18 protein-coding genes are annotated in these 20,864 nt (G+C 28.4%); 3 read left to right on the top strand and 15 right to left on the bottom strand.

Features of this window, described 5'->3' with window-relative positions; genetic code table 4:
- Positions 1 to 150: 150 nt before the first annotated feature.
- The 12 genes from U5U50_RS00710 to alaS all read right to left on the bottom strand — a co-directional run bounded on the left by U5U50_RS00710 (position 151) and on the right by alaS (position 13,697).
- Positions 151 to 831: a 16S rRNA (uracil(1498)-N(3))-methyltransferase gene (locus U5U50_RS00710; RefSeq protein ID WP_324672974.1), complete on the bottom strand. Its 681-nt coding sequence runs from the start codon at positions 829 to 831 to the stop codon at positions 151 to 153.
- Between the two features lie 2 nt (positions 832 to 833).
- On the bottom strand, positions 834 to 2,453 hold the full coding sequence (locus U5U50_RS00705; RefSeq protein WP_324672972.1) for an ABC-F family ATP-binding cassette domain-containing protein: 1,620 nt from the start codon (positions 2,451 to 2,453) through the stop codon (positions 834 to 836).
- Between the two features lie 185 nt (positions 2,454 to 2,638).
- Positions 2,639 to 3,250, bottom strand: a complete 612-nt coding sequence (locus tag U5U50_RS00700) for a hypothetical protein (RefSeq protein ID WP_324672970.1) — start codon at positions 3,248 to 3,250, stop codon at positions 2,639 to 2,641.
- 61 nt (positions 3,251 to 3,311) lie between these two features.
- On the bottom strand, positions 3,312 to 6,125 hold the full coding sequence (gene secA, locus U5U50_RS00695; RefSeq protein ID WP_324672968.1) for a preprotein translocase subunit SecA: 2,814 nt from the start codon (positions 6,123 to 6,125) through the stop codon (positions 3,312 to 3,314).
- 198 nt (positions 6,126 to 6,323) lie between these two features.
- Entirely contained in the window at positions 6,324 to 7,124 is an 801-nt protein-coding gene (locus U5U50_RS00690) for a hypothetical protein (RefSeq protein WP_324672967.1), read from the bottom strand.
- 32 nt (positions 7,125 to 7,156) lie between these two features.
- Positions 7,157 to 7,564 carry a hypothetical protein gene (locus U5U50_RS00685; protein WP_324672965.1) on the bottom strand — a complete coding sequence of 136 codons (408 nt, stop codon included), beginning with the start codon at positions 7,562 to 7,564 and terminating at the stop codon, positions 7,157 to 7,159.
- 247 nt (positions 7,565 to 7,811) lie between these two features.
- Positions 7,812 to 8,267 carry a hypothetical protein gene (locus U5U50_RS00680; protein WP_324672963.1) on the bottom strand — a complete coding sequence of 152 codons (456 nt, stop codon included), beginning with the start codon at positions 8,265 to 8,267 and terminating at the stop codon, positions 7,812 to 7,814.
- A 453-nt stretch (positions 8,268 to 8,720) separates the two neighbouring features.
- On the bottom strand, positions 8,721 to 9,407 hold the full coding sequence (locus U5U50_RS00675) for a hypothetical protein (protein WP_324672961.1): 687 nt from the start codon (positions 9,405 to 9,407) through the stop codon (positions 8,721 to 8,723).
- A gap of 23 nt (positions 9,408 to 9,430) precedes the next feature.
- On the bottom strand, positions 9,431 to 9,925 hold the full coding sequence (gene greA / locus U5U50_RS00670) for a transcription elongation factor GreA (protein WP_324672959.1): 495 nt from the start codon (positions 9,923 to 9,925) through the stop codon (positions 9,431 to 9,433).
- A 63-nt stretch (positions 9,926 to 9,988) separates the two neighbouring features.
- The gene (locus U5U50_RS00665; protein ID WP_324672957.1) at positions 9,989 to 10,645 is read right to left on the bottom strand and encodes a BC85_0335 family putative methyltransferase; all 657 of its coding nucleotides are present in this window, start codon (positions 10,643 to 10,645) and stop codon (positions 9,989 to 9,991) included.
- Positions 10,645 to 11,085, bottom strand: coding sequence for a Holliday junction resolvase RuvX (gene ruvX / locus U5U50_RS00660; RefSeq protein WP_324672955.1), 441 nt, complete (start codon positions 11,083 to 11,085; stop codon positions 10,645 to 10,647). Before ruvX ends, U5U50_RS00665 begins: the two co-directional genes overlap by 1 nt.
- Positions 11,073 to 13,697: an alanine--tRNA ligase gene (gene alaS, locus U5U50_RS00655; RefSeq protein ID WP_324672953.1), complete on the bottom strand. Its 2,625-nt coding sequence runs from the start codon at positions 13,695 to 13,697 to the stop codon at positions 11,073 to 11,075. The genes ruvX and alaS overlap by 13 nt, the downstream gene beginning before the upstream one ends.
- Positions 13,698 to 14,217: 520 nt before the next feature.
- On the opposite strand from alaS, the gene U5U50_RS00650 reads away from it, so the two are divergent.
- Entirely contained in the window at positions 14,218 to 14,454 is a 237-nt protein-coding gene (locus U5U50_RS00650; RefSeq protein WP_324672951.1) for a hypothetical protein, read from the top strand.
- Between the two features lie 667 nt (positions 14,455 to 15,121).
- Positions 15,122 to 15,319, top strand: a complete 198-nt coding sequence (locus tag U5U50_RS00645; RefSeq protein ID WP_324672949.1) for a hypothetical protein — start codon at positions 15,122 to 15,124, stop codon at positions 15,317 to 15,319.
- Between the two features lie 374 nt (positions 15,320 to 15,693).
- On the opposite strand, the gene mnmA is transcribed toward U5U50_RS00645, so the two are convergent.
- Positions 15,694 to 16,809 (bottom strand): tRNA 2-thiouridine(34) synthase MnmA, encoded by a 1,116-nt coding sequence (gene mnmA, locus U5U50_RS00640; protein ID WP_324672947.1) that lies wholly within the window; start codon positions 16,807 to 16,809, stop codon positions 15,694 to 15,696.
- 100 nt (positions 16,810 to 16,909) lie between these two features.
- A complete protein-coding gene (locus U5U50_RS00635; protein ID WP_324672945.1) occupies positions 16,910 to 18,223 on the bottom strand; it encodes a C1 family peptidase in 1,314 nt (437 codons plus the stop codon).
- 75 nt (positions 18,224 to 18,298) lie between these two features.
- Here U5U50_RS00635 and U5U50_RS00630 point away from each other — a divergent pair, with 75 nt between their 5' ends.
- Complete coding sequence (locus U5U50_RS00630) at positions 18,299 to 19,084, top strand: MAG0110 family membrane protein (RefSeq protein WP_324672943.1); 786 nt, start codon at positions 18,299 to 18,301, stop codon at positions 19,082 to 19,084.
- Between the two features lie 111 nt (positions 19,085 to 19,195).
- Here the strand turns inward: U5U50_RS00630 and tuf are convergent, their stop codons facing one another.
- Positions 19,196 to 20,383 carry an elongation factor Tu gene (gene tuf, locus U5U50_RS00625; protein WP_324672941.1) on the bottom strand — a complete coding sequence of 396 codons (1,188 nt, stop codon included), beginning with the start codon at positions 20,381 to 20,383 and terminating at the stop codon, positions 19,196 to 19,198.
- Between the last annotated feature and the right edge of the window lie 481 nt (positions 20,384 to 20,864).

The following is a 20,864-nucleotide window of genomic DNA, read 5'->3' as shown; positions in this document are numbered from 1 at the left end:
AATAAAAAATTTATCTCGGTTTATAAATTTATAAATTTGCTAATTTATTATACCACATAAGTTTTTTTATACTCATTTTTTTACATATGGTTTGTTATGTTTTTTAAACCTATATTCTAGGTATTTTATATATTTTCTTAATTAATTTTATTAATCAATTTTCATTTGCGATAACATGAAAATTGCTGCTGTTTCTGCTCTTAAAATTCTTGAACCTAATGAAACAACTTTTACATTATTTTTTGCAGATAAATTGATTTCTTCATCTGAAAAGCCACCTTCAGGTCCAACTAAGAAAATAACATCACTATCAATTGGTTGAGATAAGTTTGATGAAATATCAATTTTTTCATGCGCTATATATTTATTTTGAATTGGTAGATTTAACACTTGTTTTAATGTCATTAATTCAGTTAAAACTGGAATTTTATTTCTAAATGATTGCTCAGCTGCATTTTGTAAAATAGTTTTAAATCTTTCATATTTTGAACTAAATTTATTAAATTTAAGCAAGTCGTGATTTGTGTATTGAGTTTTTAGTGGAATTATTTTTGTAACTCCAAGTTCTGTAGCTTTTTGTAGCGCTCATTCAAAACGATCTAACTTAATTACAGCCATTGCAAGAACAACTTCGTATTTATGTTCGTGATTTTGTTCTATTTTTTTAATTATTTTCGCTGCATTATTATCTAATACACATTCATAAAATTCTTCATTATAAACACAAATAAAAGGTTTTGTGTCTATTCTGATAACTTGAAGATGTTTTAATGTTTCTTTTGATAAAACAAAAGAGTCATTGTTTTTCTCTGTTACAAAAAATCTATTCATAATTAGTTATCTTGCATAATTTCTTCATATTCTTCAAGAGAACCTCTGAATAAGAAACTCTTTGTAGGTGATTGAAGTTCTAAAATAACATCAGCACATTGGTTAACAAATGCTCTGTTATATGTTGTGAAAATTGCTCCACCCTTGAAGTTTTTAACACCTTCAATAACTGAGTCAATACTTTCAGCATCTAAGTGATCTAATGGTTGATCTAAGATAATAAAGTTAGATTCAAGAAGCATCATTCTTGAGAACATTAATCTAGCTTTTTCTCCCCCACTAGTTACTTTAACTTTTTTGAATACTGAATCATTGCTAAATAACATACGCCCTAAGAACCCACGCATTCTAGCATCATCATTTTCTCTGTTTTCTTTTTCTTTATTTTCAAGTGGTCACTTAGAAATTCATTCAAGAATATTTTCATCTGTATCAAAGTATTTACTATTGTCATTAGGGAAGTATGAAGGTGTAATTGTTTGTCCTCATTCAACTGTTCCTGAAGTTGGTTTATTAATTCCAAGTAAACATTCTAATAATTTTGTTTTAGGAATGTCATCTTCTCCGACAACAACCATTTTTTCACCTGGTTTCAGTGAGAATGATACGTTTTCAAATAAAATTTCACCTTTATCATTTTTGTATGTTAAACCTTCAACATTTAAAATTTGTTTACCGTGATCACGGTTCATTTCTCAACGAACGAATGGATATTTTCTATTTGAAGGTTTAATTTCATCAAGTGAAATTTTTTCAAGAGCTTTCTTACGTGATGTAGCTTGTCTTGATTTAGATGCATTAGCACTGAAACGCGCGATGAATTCTTTAAGTTTTTCGATTTGTGCTTCTTTTTTAAGATTTGATTGTTTCATCATTTCTCTAGCTAACTCTGAACTTTGTTTTCAGAATGAATAATTACCTGTGTAAATTTTTGCTTCATTGTAATCAATGTCAACAATATGTGTACAGATAGCATCTAAGAAGTCACTGTCGTGGCTAACTACAATAACAATGTTAGGGTAGTCAATCAAGAAGTTTTCAAGTCATCTAATACTTCTAAGGTCTAAGTGGTTTGTTGGTTCATCCATAATTAAAATATCAGGATTTCCAAATAATGCTTTAGCTAAAAGAACCTTGATTTTTTGATTAGCTGTAAGTTCTCTCATTGGAGCTTCTCATTTTTCTTTAGGTATATGTAAGTTACTTAAAAGTTCTTGCGCATCATTTTCTGCCGTTCATCCACCTAACATACCATATTTTTCTTCTAAATCAGCTGCTCTTTCATAATCTTTATCAGTTGCATCAGGATTCATATAAATTGCATCTTTTTCTTCTTTGATTTTGTATAAATCAGTGTTCCCCATAATTACAACTTCAGTAACATTGTAATCATCATATGCATTATGATCCTGGCTTAAGACAGAAATACGTTTGTTTTTCTCGATAACAATATTTCCACCTGATGGTTCAATATCACCTGCAACTATTTTTAAAAATGTTGATTTACCAGCACCATTAGCACCTATAATTCCATAAGTGTTACCTTCTGTGAATTTTAAGTTTACGTTTTCAAATAATTTTTTATCACTAAAAATCTTGCTTAAATTTTGAACTTCAATCATATTTAGCTCCTTTGTTTTAATTAACAATATATAAATCAACGATTTATATATTTTATATTATTTTGAATAAAAAAACCTTCAAATTGAAGGCAGTACACATCTAAGTTTTCACTTCGATGTCGGCTCCTAAAAATAATACCATAAAAATAAAAATCACATAGCAAATTTGCTATGTGAAAGATAAATTATTTTTTGAATTCTGCAATAACTTCTTCGCTGTATTCTCTGAATTTGTTTGCAACCGGTTGTAATGTGTAGTAGTTTTGAACAATAACTTCTTCAACTACTTGTTCTGTAGCTTCACTAACTGCTTTTTCTATTCTTTCTTCAACTTGTTCACAGTTACATTCACCTTCACAGCATGTTTGTTTTTCTTCTTCACATCCGCATTCTTCTTTAGCTAATGCTGATGAACTGTAAACAACTTCTGCTTCTCTTTTAACCATATTAGCGTTTCTATTTGCCAAGCAGTGTCCGTCGCATCTATGTCCACCAACAGGTTCCATAACATTTTCTTCACGTGTTAAGTCTGATTCAACATAAACGTATTCTTCTTTAGATTCTTCTTTTACTTCTGAATATACAACTGTTTCTTTTTCTTCTACTAGTTGTTCTTCTTCAACTACGGTTTCTTCTACTAATACTTCTTCATTTTTAACTTCTTCAACAATTGTCATTTGTTCAACGTCGTATTTTCCACCTGAACAAGGACATGAGAAACAAACACATTGAATTCTTGGTGATTTACATACTTTACAATTTCCATCTAATTTAACTTCTAATTCTACTTGTGCCATAAGGAACTCCTTTTATTTTCAAACTATTTAGATTTAATAAATTTATGATTTTGAACAATTTTTATTTATGGTTTACATAAACATTGATATTTAGTCTCGGTTTTTGTGGTTGTCTTCTTTTTGGTGAAAGAGCTACTGAACGACTAATTTTATGTTCATTATCTTTAATATAAGCAATATTACTACAATTATAAAGTTTATTATCAAGATTTATAGCAATATTTTTATTAGTTTTATTACTTTGTTTTCTAACTTTTTTTGGTTTTTCATCTAATCTAACTACTTCTTGATTTTGTAGTTGATTTTCGACCAGAACTTCAATTGGTTCACTAGTTGCTTGAGCTAATTTTTCTTGCTCAGCTTTCTTTTGTTGCTCTAGCTCTTCCATTCTTTTCTTAATTAACTCGTAAGTTTCAATAACAACTCTTTCTTGCTCTTCAATTGATTTGTATGGATCAATTCTGAATGATGAAAGAATTTGTTGGAATATTGGGTCAGCTTTCATATCTTTTGTGAATAATGACTTCATTCCTAATCTGTCTGAGAAGACTTTCAAAAGCACTCCATAAGCAATATCATCAATCATTTTATAGAAAGCTTTTGTCCCTTCCTCTGTATAAATTTGGTAGGGGTTCTTTTGTGAATATTGAGCCAAGTTAACGTTTGAACGTAATTTGTCCATTAAGTTAATATGATTTTGTCATTTTTCATCTAATGTCCCTAAAATAAGTGTTCTTAAGTGTTTTATTAACTCTTCTTCTGAAGTGTTTTCTATCACATTCTTTTCTCAATCTTGATAAATTGAAAGAATAATGTTAGCAATATATTCTGGTAAATCTGTTTCGTGAACTTTTGAAATGTCATTAATATCAAAGTGGAATTTAATGAATTTACCAATGTTTTCATTTAAAAAGTCTACAAGAGCTTCATAATGATAAACATTATTATGCAATCTATATTCACCACTTCTAACAATCGATCTAGCAGCAGATGCTATCATTCTTTGAACGATAAACACTATGTCACTGCTGTATAAGATTAAATCACGTTGCGCATAAATCAAGTCACGTTGTTGTCTAATAACGTCGTCATAATTTAAAACTGATTTACGCGAGTCATAGTTGAAACCTTCGATTTTCTTTTGAGCGTGGTTGAAAGCAAATCTAAGTTGTTTATTAGTAACTTCTTTGTCACCATCTTTTGAGTAAGCTTCTCTAAAACTTTCATAGTTCGCAAAACGTTGCATTAATTGATCATCAATAGAAATAAAGAATTTACTTGTACCGACATCTCCTTGACGCCCTGAACGTCCTCTTAACTGGTTATCAATTCTTCTTGATTCAGCTTTGTCTGTTCCTAAAACGTATAATCCACCAAGTTCTAAAGCTTCAGGTGTAGGCTTAATGTCAGTTCCACGACCAGCCATATTTGTGGCAATAGTAACTGATTTAACTTCACCAGCATGCGAAATAATTTCAGCTTCAGATGCATTTTGTTTAGCATTTAAAACTCTATGAGGAATTGCTCTATGTGTTAAAAGTCTATGAATAACCTCTGAATCTTCAATTTGAGCAGTACCAACTAAAACTGGTTGACCTTTTTTGTAAAGTTCTTCAATTTTCTCAGCAACTGCGTTTCATTTTGCTTTAGAAGTTGCAAAAATTGCATCAGGTTCATCTACACGAGCAATTGGTTTATTTGTAGGAACAACATTAACTCTCATATTGTAGATATCAATGAATTCTTGCTCTTCAGTTTTTCCTGTACCAGTCATTCCACAAAGCTTTTTGAACATTCTGAAAAAGTTTTGATAAGTAATGGTTGCTAAAGTTTTTGTTTCAGGTTCAACTTCAACCATTTCTTTAGCTTGGATAGCTTGTTGAAGCCCTTCTGAATAGCTACGTCCATCCATTATACGACCAGTGAATGCATCAACTAATTCGATTTTTCCTTCACGGACAATGTACTCAACATCAATACGCATAATTTTATGTGCTCTTAATGCGTTTTGGATCAAGTGAACATTTTCAGAGTTTTCAATTTTATAAAGTCCATCAGTTTTGTAAAACTCATTAGCTTTAGCAATCCCTGAGTGTGTTAGTGCTACAGCTTTTGACTCTTCATCAATTATGTAATCTTCAGAACCAAGAGTTCTAACGAATTGGTCAGCAGCAAAGTAAGCTGCTGTATCATCTTTTTCTCCACCTGAAATGATAAGAGGTGTTTTAGCTTCATCGATTAAGATTGAGTCAACCTCATCGATTAAACAGAACTGAAGTCCTCTTTGAACTTTGTTATTCTTATTTGAGACCATATTATCTCTTAAGTAATCAAACCCAAGTTCAGAGTGAACTGAATAAGTAATATCAGCTGCATAAGCTTTTCTTTTATCATCCTCATTCATTTGTGCTTTATTAATCCCAACAGTAAGTCCTAAGAAATTAAACACAGCACCCATTTCAGTTGCATCACGTTCAGTTAAGTATTCGTTAACTGTAGATACAATTGCACCTTTGCCTAAAAGAGCATTCAAGTAAACTGGAGCAATAGATGTAATTGTTTTACCTTCACCAGTTTTCATTTCAGCTACTGAACCTAAATCTAAAAGTAATCCACCTAATATTTGAACGTCATAAGGTCTTTTACCTAAAACTCTTTTTGTTGCTTCTCTAGCTACTGCAAAAGCATCATTACGAATGCCTTCTAATGAATAACCTTTTTCTAATAGTTTTTTAAAGTATTCTGTTTTAGATTTAAGTTCTTCATCTGTAAATTTAGAAACTATGCTTTCAAGCTGATTAATTTTCTTTAAAGCTTTCTCAGCAATACGCATTTCTGATGTTTTGAAGTCTAATAATTCTTTTCAACTTTTCATAAGTTCAATTATACTTTTTTATTTATAAAATAAAAAAGACCTATTAACTTTTATGAGTTGAATAGGTCTTTTTGACTTTTAACACTATGTGTGTTTCGAAAAAGCAATTTTCAGGTAAATAATTATTGTATGGATATTTAGTTAAAAATAAAGTTTTACGTCATTTATTTTTAACGTTTTTTAGATATAAAAATTAAACTAAAAATCATAATCTTGTTTGTAGTTATTTGCTAATGTGAATTTTCGTTTTGATAGTTTAATTTTTTTCCCAAGCACAGATCTCCTATACTCATAATGGAACATCTCAGGTTTTAATTCTATTTTCCTTAATTTTCATAATCCATCATCACAAAATAACAGAGCTAAATAAACATCCATTTTTCTTGTTTTTGATTTCTTTAGGAAACTTAATCTAAGGTGCATTCATGGATAAACAGATGCATTTATATTGTATTTGACAGAATATCATACTGTTTTTAGTCTCACTTTTTCATTTAATAGAAATTGCATTTCATGATCAGGATTTTTAAATCTATTATCATAAAAATTATCCTCAGGTAATGATTTTGATTTATCACGATATATCTCTACTTCTCTCAGAAAATATTCTCAACGTTCTCTTATTACTCCATATTTTTTAAATACAAACATAAAAATACTACTACTTACTAGGAAACCAATACTAAGACCACAATTCGACACTAAAAACATAGATAATGAATCGGATAAATTTACATAAACCCTGTTCAAAGCAAATAAGACAATACACGCAGGAATCAAATACAAAACTGATAATGACATTAAAATATAAAAGATTCTCTCATAGATTACTTCGAATTTTAATCTCTTTTTAAAAATTATTGTCAAGTAATCAAATAATTCATCTCTTAATTTAAAACCTGAATCCACAAGCCTTATAACAACATAAAACTTATATTCAGCAAGTCTCAGTCTTGGTTGAAAAAGTTTTGTGAGGAATAATAATAATGCAAATATCATAAATTACTAGTATTAATAAATAAATTGATAAATTAACCTAGATTATCCTCTTTAGTTTTATTTGGAATTCTCTTAATATATTGTCCGCGAGTTTTTGATTTAACTTTTATAAATCCATTCATAGCCAATTCTCTTTTAGATATTATATTTAAAAAGTGTGATAAGTGCCTTGTTTGCTTTGTTTTCAAATTGAAGAAATATTGGTTTTTTTCTCCTCTTCCACCTTCATTATATGGTTTATCTAATTTCGTTTCATCAATTACAACTCACTCAATTGTTTCCATTTTTCACATTTGATTTGAAAATCCAGCAATTCTATCTAATAAAGCATTTTGTTTTTTTAAATTTGCGTTTAAGTCTTTACCTGTTTCAACTAAATCCATAACACCTGAAGCCAAAGAAATTACTGAAGAACCAAGCGAAAACAATTTTGATTCCATAGTTATTTTTCCTTTAATTAATTAAATATTCTTTTTATGTTTTAATGTTATCACTATGAAAAATAAATGATTCAAAATAGTGATATTTCTTCTTATTTTTTCACAAAATGTGAAAAAATATAAACAAATTAATACTAAATAATAATCATTCATCATAATTTTGAAGTTCACATTAGTCATTCATTAGAAATAAATTTAAAAAAGAGTCAAAATTTTGACTCAATTATTTACATAGAAGTAAAAAAACTTAAATATCAATTTCTCTAGTCTTATAATTTTGACTCAATACAAATTTTTGTTTTGGTGGTTTTATATTTTCATTAAGAATTGTTCTTTTATATTCATAATAAAACATTTCAGGTTTTAATTCGATATTACTAAGTTTTCAGATATCATCACCACATAATAACATTACTAAATAAACATCCATTTTCTTAGTTTTTGATTTCTTTAAAAATTTAATTTTAATATGCATTCAAGGAAATCACACTGAAGATATGTTCACTCTAACTGAAGGCCACACTGTTTTAAATTTTGTCTTTTCATTTATTAAAAAATGAACTTTGGAATGACCATTTAGAATTAAATTATCATATAAATTTTCATTGGATAATCTTGCATTCTTACTTGAATATTCTGGTATTAAGTAATTTATATAATCATCTAAATATGATTTTAGATTACCTGATATTCAAAGACTCAAAAGTGAAGAACCCTCACATAGTAAAATAATAGAAGCAGGTAATCCTGTGTAGAAACAGATACTAGTGATAGTATTTATTTTAGCAAAATAAATGGATGCCAAAATTATCGATATAATTGTGTGTATAGCCGATATTATGATGATTACAAGAAAAACGATTAATAATATCTGTTCGAATTTCAATCTTTTAAGAAATTTTTCTTTTAAGTAATCAAAAATTTCAGGATGTACTTTCGTGCCTGAATCAATTAATCGTATAATGTCAAACACTTTATGTCATATAAATCTCATTTTTCCATCTATCAGCCAGGATAGATAATAAATAATCATTAATATCATTTTTGATTCCATTTCTTAATATTTAAATAATATCACCTATTCTGTGAAATAATTAAAAATAAATAGTTATTGAATGTTAAGTAAAAAGAGAGCTCGTCGAGCTCTCAGATTTATCTAATATCCTAAACTAGTTTTATTAATCACATTTTGTGTATAAACTCATTTTAAAAATGGATAAATTGCTATTGAAATTATTACTAAAACACCTCATTCGACCAGCATATTTACTCAAATTAATGTTAATCAAACCGATGGTGATGATACTTCTTTTATGCCTATGAATTGAATTCCGATAAAAATAAAAATCGAAACAAATAATGTATTGGCAGCAAAAATTAAGAAAGCAAAGATTGTACTTGTGAATATATTAAATTTACCTATTTTAAAGCATAAATAATATGCTCCTATTAAAAATAAAGCTAAAGCGATTCTTGGTACAAATGAATATAAGATGTTATTGAAAATTGGATAACCTAAAACAATCGAACCTATTCAAGATCAAAAACCAAATAACAGCGTGTTTCATAAAGTTCCAATCATACCTAAATGAATTGAAGCAATTAAAATAACAATTGGAACAGTTGTTATTGATATAACACCAATCGTAATATACCCTGTGTAAGGTGTAAAAGTTAAAATTACAATAATCGCCATATACATAGCTAAATAAGCTATGTTTTTTATTGTGAAAAAATTTTGTTTGAGTTTATGTCTAGTTTGTTGTTCTCTATTTGAATTTGTAATTCATATTAATTCTTTATTAGAACAAGAATTATGATTTTGTGAATTATGTAGTTCCATAATTAAGAAAAGAAAAATTCAGCTTAATTACTGAATTTAACGCTTAAAATTTCAATCATGTATTTTGTTTGTGCATCAACTTCAACAACATCACCAGCAACATGCCCCATCATTGCTACTGCAAGTGGACTTTTGTTTGAAATTTTATTTTCGAATGGGTTTGTATCGTGTGTACCCATAATTGTAACTTCTTTAACTTGATTTGTGTCTTTTTTAACAAATTGAACTGTTGTACCAATTCCAACTGTGTTTTGTGTTGACTCATCTTTAGCTTCAATAATTTTTGCATTATCTAAAATTTGTTCTAATTCGCTAATTCTACCTTCAACAGCACCTTGTTTATCTCTAGCCGCATCATATTCAGCGTTTTCTGATAAGTCCCCTTGTGCTCTAGCTTCTTTTAAAGCAGCTTGAACAGCAGGTCTTTCAACATTAACTAAATGTTCGTATTCTTTTTTATATCTATCATAAGTTTCTTGCGATAGGTAAACAACACCTTTTAATTCTTCATTGTTCATAATCATTCTCCTTATGTTATTTTGAGAAAAGTTAATTTAATTATATTTTATTTTAGTCTGATTTTATCTTTTTACTATAAAAAGAAATTTAGAACTTAAAAATGATACTTCATATGGGATTGAAGATATTCTAAGTAATGAAATTAATCTTTTAATTTCAGATCTTTTTGCATTATCAAAATTAATAATACACATACCTTTTTTCATCTTGTGAACATACTTATCATATAAGTCATTTATGTCTTGCTCAGTACGTAAAATCGCAACAAAATCTAATTCTTGATTTTTATATTCTATTATTCCTTCACCAGCTTCATTACCAAAATGCTCTTTAACTTTATCATATAAGTCTTTATTTAAATTTGAGTTTAAATAATAAATATTTGATTTTGTTTTTGAATCAATTGCAACTATTGGAAACATATCTTTTTCATCAATAATTAAGCAATTTTGATAATGATTTTGATAAATTGTATTAATAATACCTTCAATGTCTAAATCGTTTGCTTTTGATTTTAGGAAGTCTTTAATATCAAAAGGTAATACACCAAGTTCACTACGTAAAGATTCAATTTGAACAAGTGCTTCAGCTTGCGCTTTTGCTAAATATTTTTTACGAATCTTTCTGGAGTAAATATTTAACCCAATGTAAATAGCAATACCTAAAACAAACACAACTATTGCAGATATCATTAAAATCGTTCTTGTTGTATCACTCATTATTTACCTCATTTATGTTTATAGTAATCTAAATAATCATTAAGTATGATTTGTGCCGCAAGTTTGTCTTTATGATCTTTTCTTTTTTTTCTAGTTAAACCGGCTTCAATCATAGTCTCATGGGCTTTTTTAGTTGAATATTGTTCATTGATCAATAAAACAGGTAAGTTAAATTTTTCTTCAAGTTGCTTTTTGAAATCTTCAACCATTAAAGTTCTATCGCTCTTATCTCCACTAATTTTAAGTGGGTAGCCAAGGACTATTCCGTCAATTTTGTTTTTATAGACTTCATTAATGTAGTAGCTAATTCTGTCAAGAGCTTGAGTGAATTTATATTCTTGGAATTTAAAGTTTTCTAATCCTGATGCAATGATTTCACTTTCATCAGTGATTGCAATTCCACAACTTTTAGTTCCTAAATCTAGACCTATTTTTCTCATGTAATCTCTTCTAATGCAGCAATTAAGTTATTAGCAGTTTCGACTTTACCCATAGATAAGATAGCGTTTCCACCACCACGTCCATTAAGTTTTGCAAATAATTGTTGTGCAATAGCATTTGAATTGTATTCTTTTGAAGCTACAACAATCATTGGATTGGTTTCATCATTTGATGTAAGCACGACTAAAATGTCGTTGTATTTTTCTCTTAATGTAGAAGCTACTGTTTTAATGTTTGATTTATCAAGTGTTTGATTTACGTAAATTTTGTTTCCATTTATTGTTAAAACTTCAATTGAGTCATAATCGAATTCAAATGAATTTTGTAAATATTTTTGAATTTGCTTATTGTCTTCTTTAAGTTTTTCAATTGTTTCTTCCAAGTAGTCGATTGCTACTTCTTTTGCAGTAGGAATATTTAAATTAAAGTTGTATGAAGCTTGTAGCTTAGTGTTTTTGTCAATTAATTTTTCTGCTTCAATAATTAATTTATCAATTTCTTCATCTAAAAACTCATCAACTAAAGCATTTGATGAAATAGCTCTAATTCTATATACACCAGCAGCTTTCTTATCAATGTTTGTAATTTTGAAATTTTCTAATTTAGCTGTATTTGATAAGTGAGTGCCTCCACATAAGTCAGCTGTAATATTGTCAAATTTAACAATTCTCACATTTAATGGGTTCATATATTCTTGTTCTTCAAGAGTCATAATTGCGCCCATTTCTTTAGCTTGGTCTGTAGTCATATTCAAGTAATCTCTTACAGCATCCATCTTAATGTACTCACGAACTAAGTTTTCGATTGCTTTAATTTGTTCTTTTGTAGGTTTTGTATCAGCTGGTAAATCAAATGTTAAACGTTCTTCATTGTTATTTGAACCTAATTGTTTAATTTGATTTCCTAAAACACTTCTAAGTGCACTGAATAATAAATGTGTTCCAGAATGGTTTCTTTCAAGACCTAGTCTAATTGTTTCGTCAACAAAGCATTCTACAGGTAAGTTTTTAACAATTTTCCCTTCAACTTTGTGAATGTGGTTTCCAAATTTATCTTTGAAAACATCTAAGATGAAAATTGTATTTGTACCTTGTTTCATGTAACCACGATCGTGTTTTTGTCCACCACTAGTTGCATAAAAAGGCGTTCTATCAAGCACAACATATGAAATTTCGTTAGTTTGCTCAATTTCTGTTTCAGTATCTAGTAAGTATAAAATGTTTGAAACTGATTTTGTGTATTCATAACCAATAAATTCATCAACTTTTGATTTGATTAAAGTTAATGAGTTGATTACTTTATCCATTCCTGAAACTTTTGTCCCTTTACTCATTTCAGCGTGTTTTTGTTTTGCTGCTTCAAAAGCTTCATAATCGATTTGGATATTTTGTTGAGCTAAAATTTCTGCAGTTAATTCAACAGGAAAACCATATGTTTCGAATAATTTGAATGCAATGTCTCCTGGAAAAACTTTTAAATCTTCAACAATAAAGTCAGATAGAATTTGTTTTCCGTTTTCAATAGTTTTAGCAAAAGTTAATTCTTCATCTTCAATAACTTTTTTAATTGGATTTAGATCATATTCAAAAGGTAATGTTTCTTTAATCACATCAACAAGTTTGTATAAGAAAGGTTCGTGAATATTTAATTGCATAGCTTTGTAAACACTACGTCTAATTAATCTTCTCAAAATGTAACCTCTACCAACATTAGATGGTTTAGCTCCATCAGCAATAGCATTAGTTACTGTTCTCATGTGATCGGCAATAACTTTAAAATACGAGTTTATTAAAGTTTGATCTTTATCATTTACAAAGTAATTGTTTGTATCATATCTATAATTTGTGAATTTCTCAATTTCATGAATAATAGGTAAAAATAAGTCAGTATCAAAGTTTGTAGGTGCATCTTGCATAATTGAAACAATTCTTTCTAATCCAGCACCAGTATCAATATTTTTTTGTTTTAATTCTGTATATTCACCTTCACCATTTGAGTTATATGTTGAAAACACAATGTTTCAGATTTCAATGTATCTGTCATTTTCAATGTCTTCTTTAAGTAACTCGATTCCTCTTGAATCATACTTCTCACCACGATCATAGAAAATTTCTGTGTTAGGACCACAAGGGCCTGAACCAACTTCTCAGAAGTTAGTATCTTTGTCACCTGGTATCATGTGTGATTCATCAAAACCATGAGCAATTCAGTAATTTTTAGTTTCTAAATCTTCATAGTAGTATGTGAAATATAATCTGTCTTTATCAAGTTTTAGAACATCTAATAGAAACTCAACAGCAAAATCAATAGCTTCTTTTTTAAAGTAATCTCCAATTGAAAAGTTTCCTAACATTTCAAAGAATGTATGATGTCTAGCTGTAATACCAACATTTTCGATGTCATTTGTTCTAATTGCTTTTTGTGAGTTAGTTAATCTTTTTCCAGGAGCTTCTTTTTTACCTGAAAAGTAATCTTTCAAAGTTGCAACACCACTATTGATTCAAAGTAATGATGGGTCATTTTGAGGAACTAAACTTTTTGAAGGAAGAACAAAGTGTCCTTTAGATTCGAAAAACTTTAATCATGATTCTCTAATTTGTTTTGAATTCATACTTACCTTTCTTATGTTCTTTTATTTCTTTGAAATAAAAGTAAAAATATTACTAAATTATATTAAAAAGATTTTTAAACAGTTTAAATTTTCAATTTGTTTTAATGAATATCCTTATTTTCATTTTTATTACTAAAACATCTTGTACACTAAGTTAAAAGTTTTAATTGCATATTTGAATTCAAAATAACTAGCACAAAATTTTGTTAATTTCAGTTAATTGAAAAGATAAAAAAATATGTCACTTCAAAATATCAATCTTGAATCGTAAAACTAAATAGTGTCAACATAAAAAAATTAGACGATTTTGAACTAGATAATTTGGTTACTTTAGCCTATTATATGTTGAAATCGACTAGCTCATATTTTGATAACATGTATCCGACAGTTATGAAAGTTATTAGAGATAAATATATCTTACTTAATAGAATGGATATAAATTCTTTAAATGATCTATTTACAAATTTAAAGGATCAAGAGTAAGTTAAACAATTCTTTATTGCTGCAATAACAAAATTATATGAATCTTTTAATTCATAATGATAAAACTTTAAAAGAATTAGGCAATAATTCTCTTATTTTTCTATTTTTGAATTATTCTAATCCGGAATCTGATATTCAAGCTGAAAGAAACTTGAATATTGAAACCTATGGAATGGTAAAAACAATTGTTGATATTTCTCAATTAGTAAATTCTGTAATAAATAATCCTAAAACGTTTGATTCATTAGGAATTGAGAAAAAGAAAAAATCGTAACTTTCTTAAAAGAAATAAATAATAAACATAAGGATAATACCAATTTTACTTATATATGATCGACCAAATGCTTGATAACAATGTTATAAAGATTGAAAAAACATAATAGTTGACAATGTATCTTTTATGTTTATTCAAAAAGATGAGACTACAACAATGCTGAATTCAATCATTAGTGAATTTACTGATTTCTTTTTAAAGAAATAAAACAATACTGTTTTAGAACTTAAATACGAAATTCAAAAAAACAAATAGCTATTTTTTCTTAAATGAAAATTACACTGCAATTATGGATGAAGCATTTAAGGATAAAAAAGTTTCATATGTTTATTCTCCATATGTTGAAAAAATTAGAGAAGATTAATTAAATACAGAAGATATTAGAAATGTATTTTTACCAAAAGTAACTTATTTAGGACAAAATGCGATTAGACATCAATTGTTAGCAGAATTTGCGAATACAGTTCCGGAGAACTTTAAAAAAACAAATTTAATTTAATGAGAATACTTATATATCTATGAATAGCAAGCAACTGATCTGCAAATAACTTCGAATAAACCGCTTTATTTTGTAAATGGTTTATTTAAAAGCAATAAAATATTAATAATAAAACTGAAATGACTTTAGACCTATGAATTACACAAATCTACAACTCTGCATTTTCATTTGACAATAAAAATTTCAGAAGCAGCAACTGCTAATGAAATTATTACAAGTATAGCAGCAGAAAATGTTAAATCAGTAAATCAAGGAACATTTGGATCATTATCAAACTTAACAAGTTTAAACTTGCCTAACTTAACTTCTCTAGGTGTTACAGCACTTCAAAGAACATCATATTACAATAACATCTTAAACGATTAAGAAAGGACAAAAGCGATGTTAGGGAAAGTTTTAATTAAACTTAAATCTGATAATCCTTATGTTGCATTGTCTGATGACGTTGAATTTATTTACACAACTGCATTCAATAACTCTCATACTAAATAAACTCAATTCAAGGAAAAAATATTAAGGGTATTGCTTCAAATACATTTGCAAATGGATTTGAAGCAATTTTTGCACTTAATTCCCTAACTTGGAAAGTGTTAGTTCATCTTGAGTAAGATCAATTTTTCCACAAAGTCAACCCCAGTTCTAGTTGCGCCTAAATTAAATGTAGTTAATAAAAACCAATTAATTGAAAATTAAGATAAGAAAAATCATATGAGTTAATTTAACACTCATATGATTTTTTGTTATATGTATCATTTTTTAGTTTCATCATCATAAACTTCATCAATTGTTGCTCCACCAATACATTTGTCTCCATCGTATAAAACAACTTGTTGACCTGGTGTAACAGCTGGTGAACCCTCAGGATAGAATACTCTGATTTTATCATCACCTAAAAATTCAACGGACACTTTAATATCTTTTTGTCTATATCTAAATTTAGCAGTTAAATTGTTAGGATTAAAATCTTTGTTATTTAAGGTTAATCCTGAAGCGATTAGATTATTTGAAATTAAGTATTCAGGTTTTGAGTTAGGCGCAACATATAAAATATTTTTTTGCACATCGTGACCACAAACATAATATGGTTCACTCATACCACCTAAATTTAAACCTTTTCTTTGTCCAATTGTGTAATAGAAACATCCGACATGTCTTCCAACAACTTTATTTGTTGTAATATCTACAATATCTCCATCTTGTGCTGGTATATAGTTTTGTAAGAATTGCCCAAAGTTTCTTTCTCCAATGAAACAAATTCCTGTTGAATCTTTTTTAGTTGCAGTAATTAGACCTAATTCAGAAGCAATTTGTCTAATTTCAGGTTTAGTTAATGTGGCAAGTGGCATAATAACTTTTTTAAGTTGATCATGACTTAATTGAGCTAAAAAGTAAGTTTGATCTTTATCTTCATCTTTTGCTCTGTACAAGTGACCATCAATTACATTTGCATAATGTCCCATAGCAATATAGTCAGCTTTAAGTTCATTAAATGCATACTTAGCAAAAGCATTAAATTTTATGTACTTGTTACATAAAATGTCAGGATTAGGTGTTCTTCCTTTTTTGAATTCTTCAATAAAGTTTTCAAAAACATTATCTCAATATTCTTTAACAAAGTCAACTCTTTCAAGTTTGATACATAATGAATTTGCAACTGATTGAGCATCCATATAATCTCTTTCCTGTGGGCACATATCTTGTTTAAGATCATTGTTTCCAAGAAAATCATTATTAACAACGCTGTCTCAGTTACGCATAAATAATCCTACTACTTCGTAACCTTGCTTTTGTAATAAATAAGCAGCAACTGATGAATCAACACCACCGCTCATACCTATAACAACTCTTTTAGACATATTTCTCCTTTATATACTTAAATAAGTATATAAATTGTAATATAAAAACCAAAAAATCGAAATTTTTTAGTTTTTAATGTAAAAATTCAACTTTTTGCTATTAAGCAAATGGCTCTCATAACTCAAGAACAACTGATTTATCAGCTTTAAGATATTCTTCTGGAACATATTTAGGGTCTACAATAACTGAGAAGTTGTATTCATCAAATCATTCATCAGACATTGAGTAAACACCTTTTTTACCAGAATCATCACCTCAACTGTTTTCAACCTTTCAAGCAATTGGTTTACTGTTTTCTGTCTTAACACCTACAAAAGCCATCGCGTGATTTAACATTGAGTTAAAGTAGATAATTCTATCTTCTTTATTAAAGTCACTAATTGGTTCAAAAACTGAATCAAAATCATAAAGTTTGGGGTCAAAAATTCCTGATTTATTATCTTTGAAAGGATCGACATCACAAGCGAATCAAACTGGTAAGTTATCTTTTAATGAAGCAATTACAGCACTTTTAATCACATCTAATGGGATGTTAATCATTTCAACATCTTGATCTTCATAAACTGATTTTTGATATTTAAGAACATATTTAGTTCCATAGTCATAAAGATTTCTGGGGTCGTGCACTAGATTAACTTTTTTATCAAAATCTTTTCCAACATATTTTTCGAAAAACTCTATTGGAGTTATGTTTTCAATTTTGTGATACTTATTACCTTTATCTTTGTATTCATAAGTGAACTCAGTAACTGGTGTTCCTAAACATTTAGAAACAATGTCATAAACTCTGTAAAGAACATCTTCTTTAACTGCTTGAATTTGTGTTTCATCAGCGCCTTGTGCAACAAGTAATCTAATTTTCTTCATTCCATTTTTAAGATGCTTATCAATTTGTTCATTCATATCTGTTGTATTTCCTGAATGGAATGTTTCAGGCATAATTGATTTTGGAATTGCACCATATTTTTTAAGTAAGTTAGCAAAATATTCTCAGTATCCACCATCTGAAGCAACATTTCTATTAATTAAGTGATAAACTTTTCTATTTTCTAATGGTAAGTTCGCTGTTTGGATTGCATAATTTAAAAATGTATTTGCTTTTTCAATTTTGTCATAGAAAGCAAAGTAGTTTTGTGAAAACTCAAAGCTGCTTACATTTAAGTTTTTAGCAGCTTCAACTCTAGCCATATTTAATGAAGCGAAAATTCAACATCTTCCACTATTTTTTTGTGATGTTATATCACCTAATGTTGTTTCTATATTAAAAATGTGATCGTGTTTGATAAATGTTTGATGATCAAAAACTGTATTCTTAATACCATTTTTGATGATTGAGTTCTGAATCATTTTATTGTTTGATTTTGATTCAAATTTTGACTTAAATTCATCTAATAAGTTTTTAGTTACATTCATTTTTACTCCTATATGCCTTGTATATTAGTTATTAATTTATTTTAGTTTAATTCATAATGTATTACAATTTAAATTATGAATAATCAAGAAACTATTAAAGCAGTTCCTGATGTTAAATCAGGTTCTGTAAAATTATTTTATGGAATTATACTATTAACAAGCACTGGTGGATTGTTTTTATTATCATTATTATCAATCTTCTTTGTGTGAATTAATTTACTAATACTAAATTCAATCTCAGATTGGTCTTATCAACTTTTATTTTTAATAATAATGATATTCGTTCCTTTTATTGGAATTATGATTCTAAGTTTTATAAAACCGAAAAATGAATCTCAAAATGTAATACTCTTGAGTATCAAGTTCTTCTTCTATGCATTATTCTATGGATTTTTAATCGGAACAGCTTTATTATTAATTAGTTTTGGAACACGTACACATGATAACTCTCCATTAGAAATTATCAAGTATGCATCATTGCAATTAGCATCAGTTATTTTTATACCAGTAGGAATATTATTCTTGACCGGAATATTAGGGATGTTAAAAATTATTAATGTAAGATCACTAATAGTAATGATTTCAGTTCTATTATTTGCAATATTAGTTACATTCTTAATTTCATTCTTTGCTTTTAGACAAAGAGATAACATTAACTGATGAATTGGGATTTTAATGGTTGCATTAATTTCATTATTTATGATACTTCAATGATATTCAATTAGAAAAACAGCTGATTATGTTGAGTATATGAGCATAAAATCATTAATCACTTTAGGAATTCAGCACGGACTTCAATTGTTTATTTCATTAGCTCAACTACTTTATTTCGTTATTGTTATATTAGTTAAAAGAAGATAAAACAATTTACTCTCAACACTACGGTGTTGATTTTTTTGTTAAAAATGCAAAGAAAATACACAGACCTAAATCTGTGCATTTGAAATTATTTGTGAAAAACAATTAATCAAATTATTTAATAATTTTTGTAACTGTTCCTGCACCAACTGTACGTCCACCTTCACGGATTGAGAATTTTGTTCCTTCTTCAACAGCGATAGGCGCGATTAATTTAACTTTTAAGTTAACGTTTTCCCCTGGCATAACCATTTCACGTCCTGGTTCAAATTCAACTCCCCCTGTAACGTCTGTTGTACGGAAGTAGAATTGAGGTTTGTAGTTTTTAAGGAATGGAGTGTGACGTCCTCCTTCTTCTTTTTTAAGAACGTAAATAGCTGCTTCGAATTCTGTGTGAGGAACGATTGAACCTGGTTTAGCTAAAACTTGTCCACGTTCAACTTCATCACGGTTAACTCCACGAAGTAATAATCCAGCGTTATCTCCAGCTTGTGCTTCTTTAAGGTTTTTACGGAACATTTCGATTCCTGTAACAACTGTTTTCTTAGTAGGTTTTAATCCAACGATTTCAACTTCATCGTTTAATTTAAGTGTTCCACGTTCTACACGTCCTGTAGCAACTGTTCCACGTCCTGTAATTGTGAAAACGTCTTCAACAGCCATTAAGAATGGTTTGTCAAATTCTTTAACAGGTGTTTGGATGTATGAATCAACTGAATCCATAAGTTCCATAATTTTTTCTTCGTATTTTGCATCACCTTCTAATGCTTTAAGAGCTGATCCACGAATGATTGGAGCATTGTCTCCGTCAAATCCGTATTCTGAAAGAAGTCCACGGATTTCCATTTCAACAAGTTCGATCATTTCTTCTTCACCTTCAAGCATATCTACTTTGTTTAAGAATACAACGATACGAGGAACCCCAACTTGTTTAGATAAAAGAATGTGTTCACGTGTTTGAGGCATTGGTCCATCTGTTGCAGCAACAACTAAGATAGCTCCATCCATTTGAGCTGCCCCTGTAATCATGTTTTTAACATAGTCAGCGTGACCAGGACAGTCAACGTGTGCATAGTGACGTTTTTCTGTTTGGTATTCGATGTGTGACGTGTTAATTGTAATTCCACGTGCTCTTTCTTCTGGTGCATTATCGATAGAAGCGTAATCACGAGCTTCTGATAATCCTTTTTTAGCTAAAACTGTAGCAATAGCAGCAGTTAAAGTTGTTTTACCATGGTCAACGTGTCCGATTGTTCCAACGTTAACGTGTTCTTTACTACGATCAAAATCTAATTTTGCCATGTAATTTCCTTTCTATTTTATATATAAAATTGTTTAATAAATGTATTGTGTTTTAGCGCCAAAACCAACCTATGCCTAGCCTTTCATCTAGGTCCTGTCCATTTGTTAAATTAGCACATTAATTTTATCAAAAATAATTTTTGAAAACATTATTTCCAATAATATTTAAATTAGTTTTTATATTGTATCACAAAATGCAATTTCTTTTATTTCTGCCTAATAATGAAACTAATTAGAGATGCAGTTTTATATAAAATCATCAATTAAATTTAATAAAAATATATGCGATAAATAATACTAAAAATTTCTAAAAATTAATTATATAAATGCACAAAATTTATGAAGTTTGATGGTGCAAAATATTGGTTACTTTCGGTTTTGTTTAAAAAATAAATAAAGTAAAATAATGATACATTAAGTTACAAAACGCTTTTAACTTGATGTTTAAATTTATTTCGAAATAAAATCAAACAAAAAAGGA

It is taken from the genome of Mycoplasma sp. 888, assembly GCF_035609225.1.
Lineage (GTDB): Bacteria > Bacillota_I > Bacilli_A > Mycoplasmatales > Metamycoplasmataceae > Mycoplasmopsis.
Note: the sequence above shows the minus strand (reverse complement) of the source record. Positions and strands in the feature narration are given on the sequence as shown.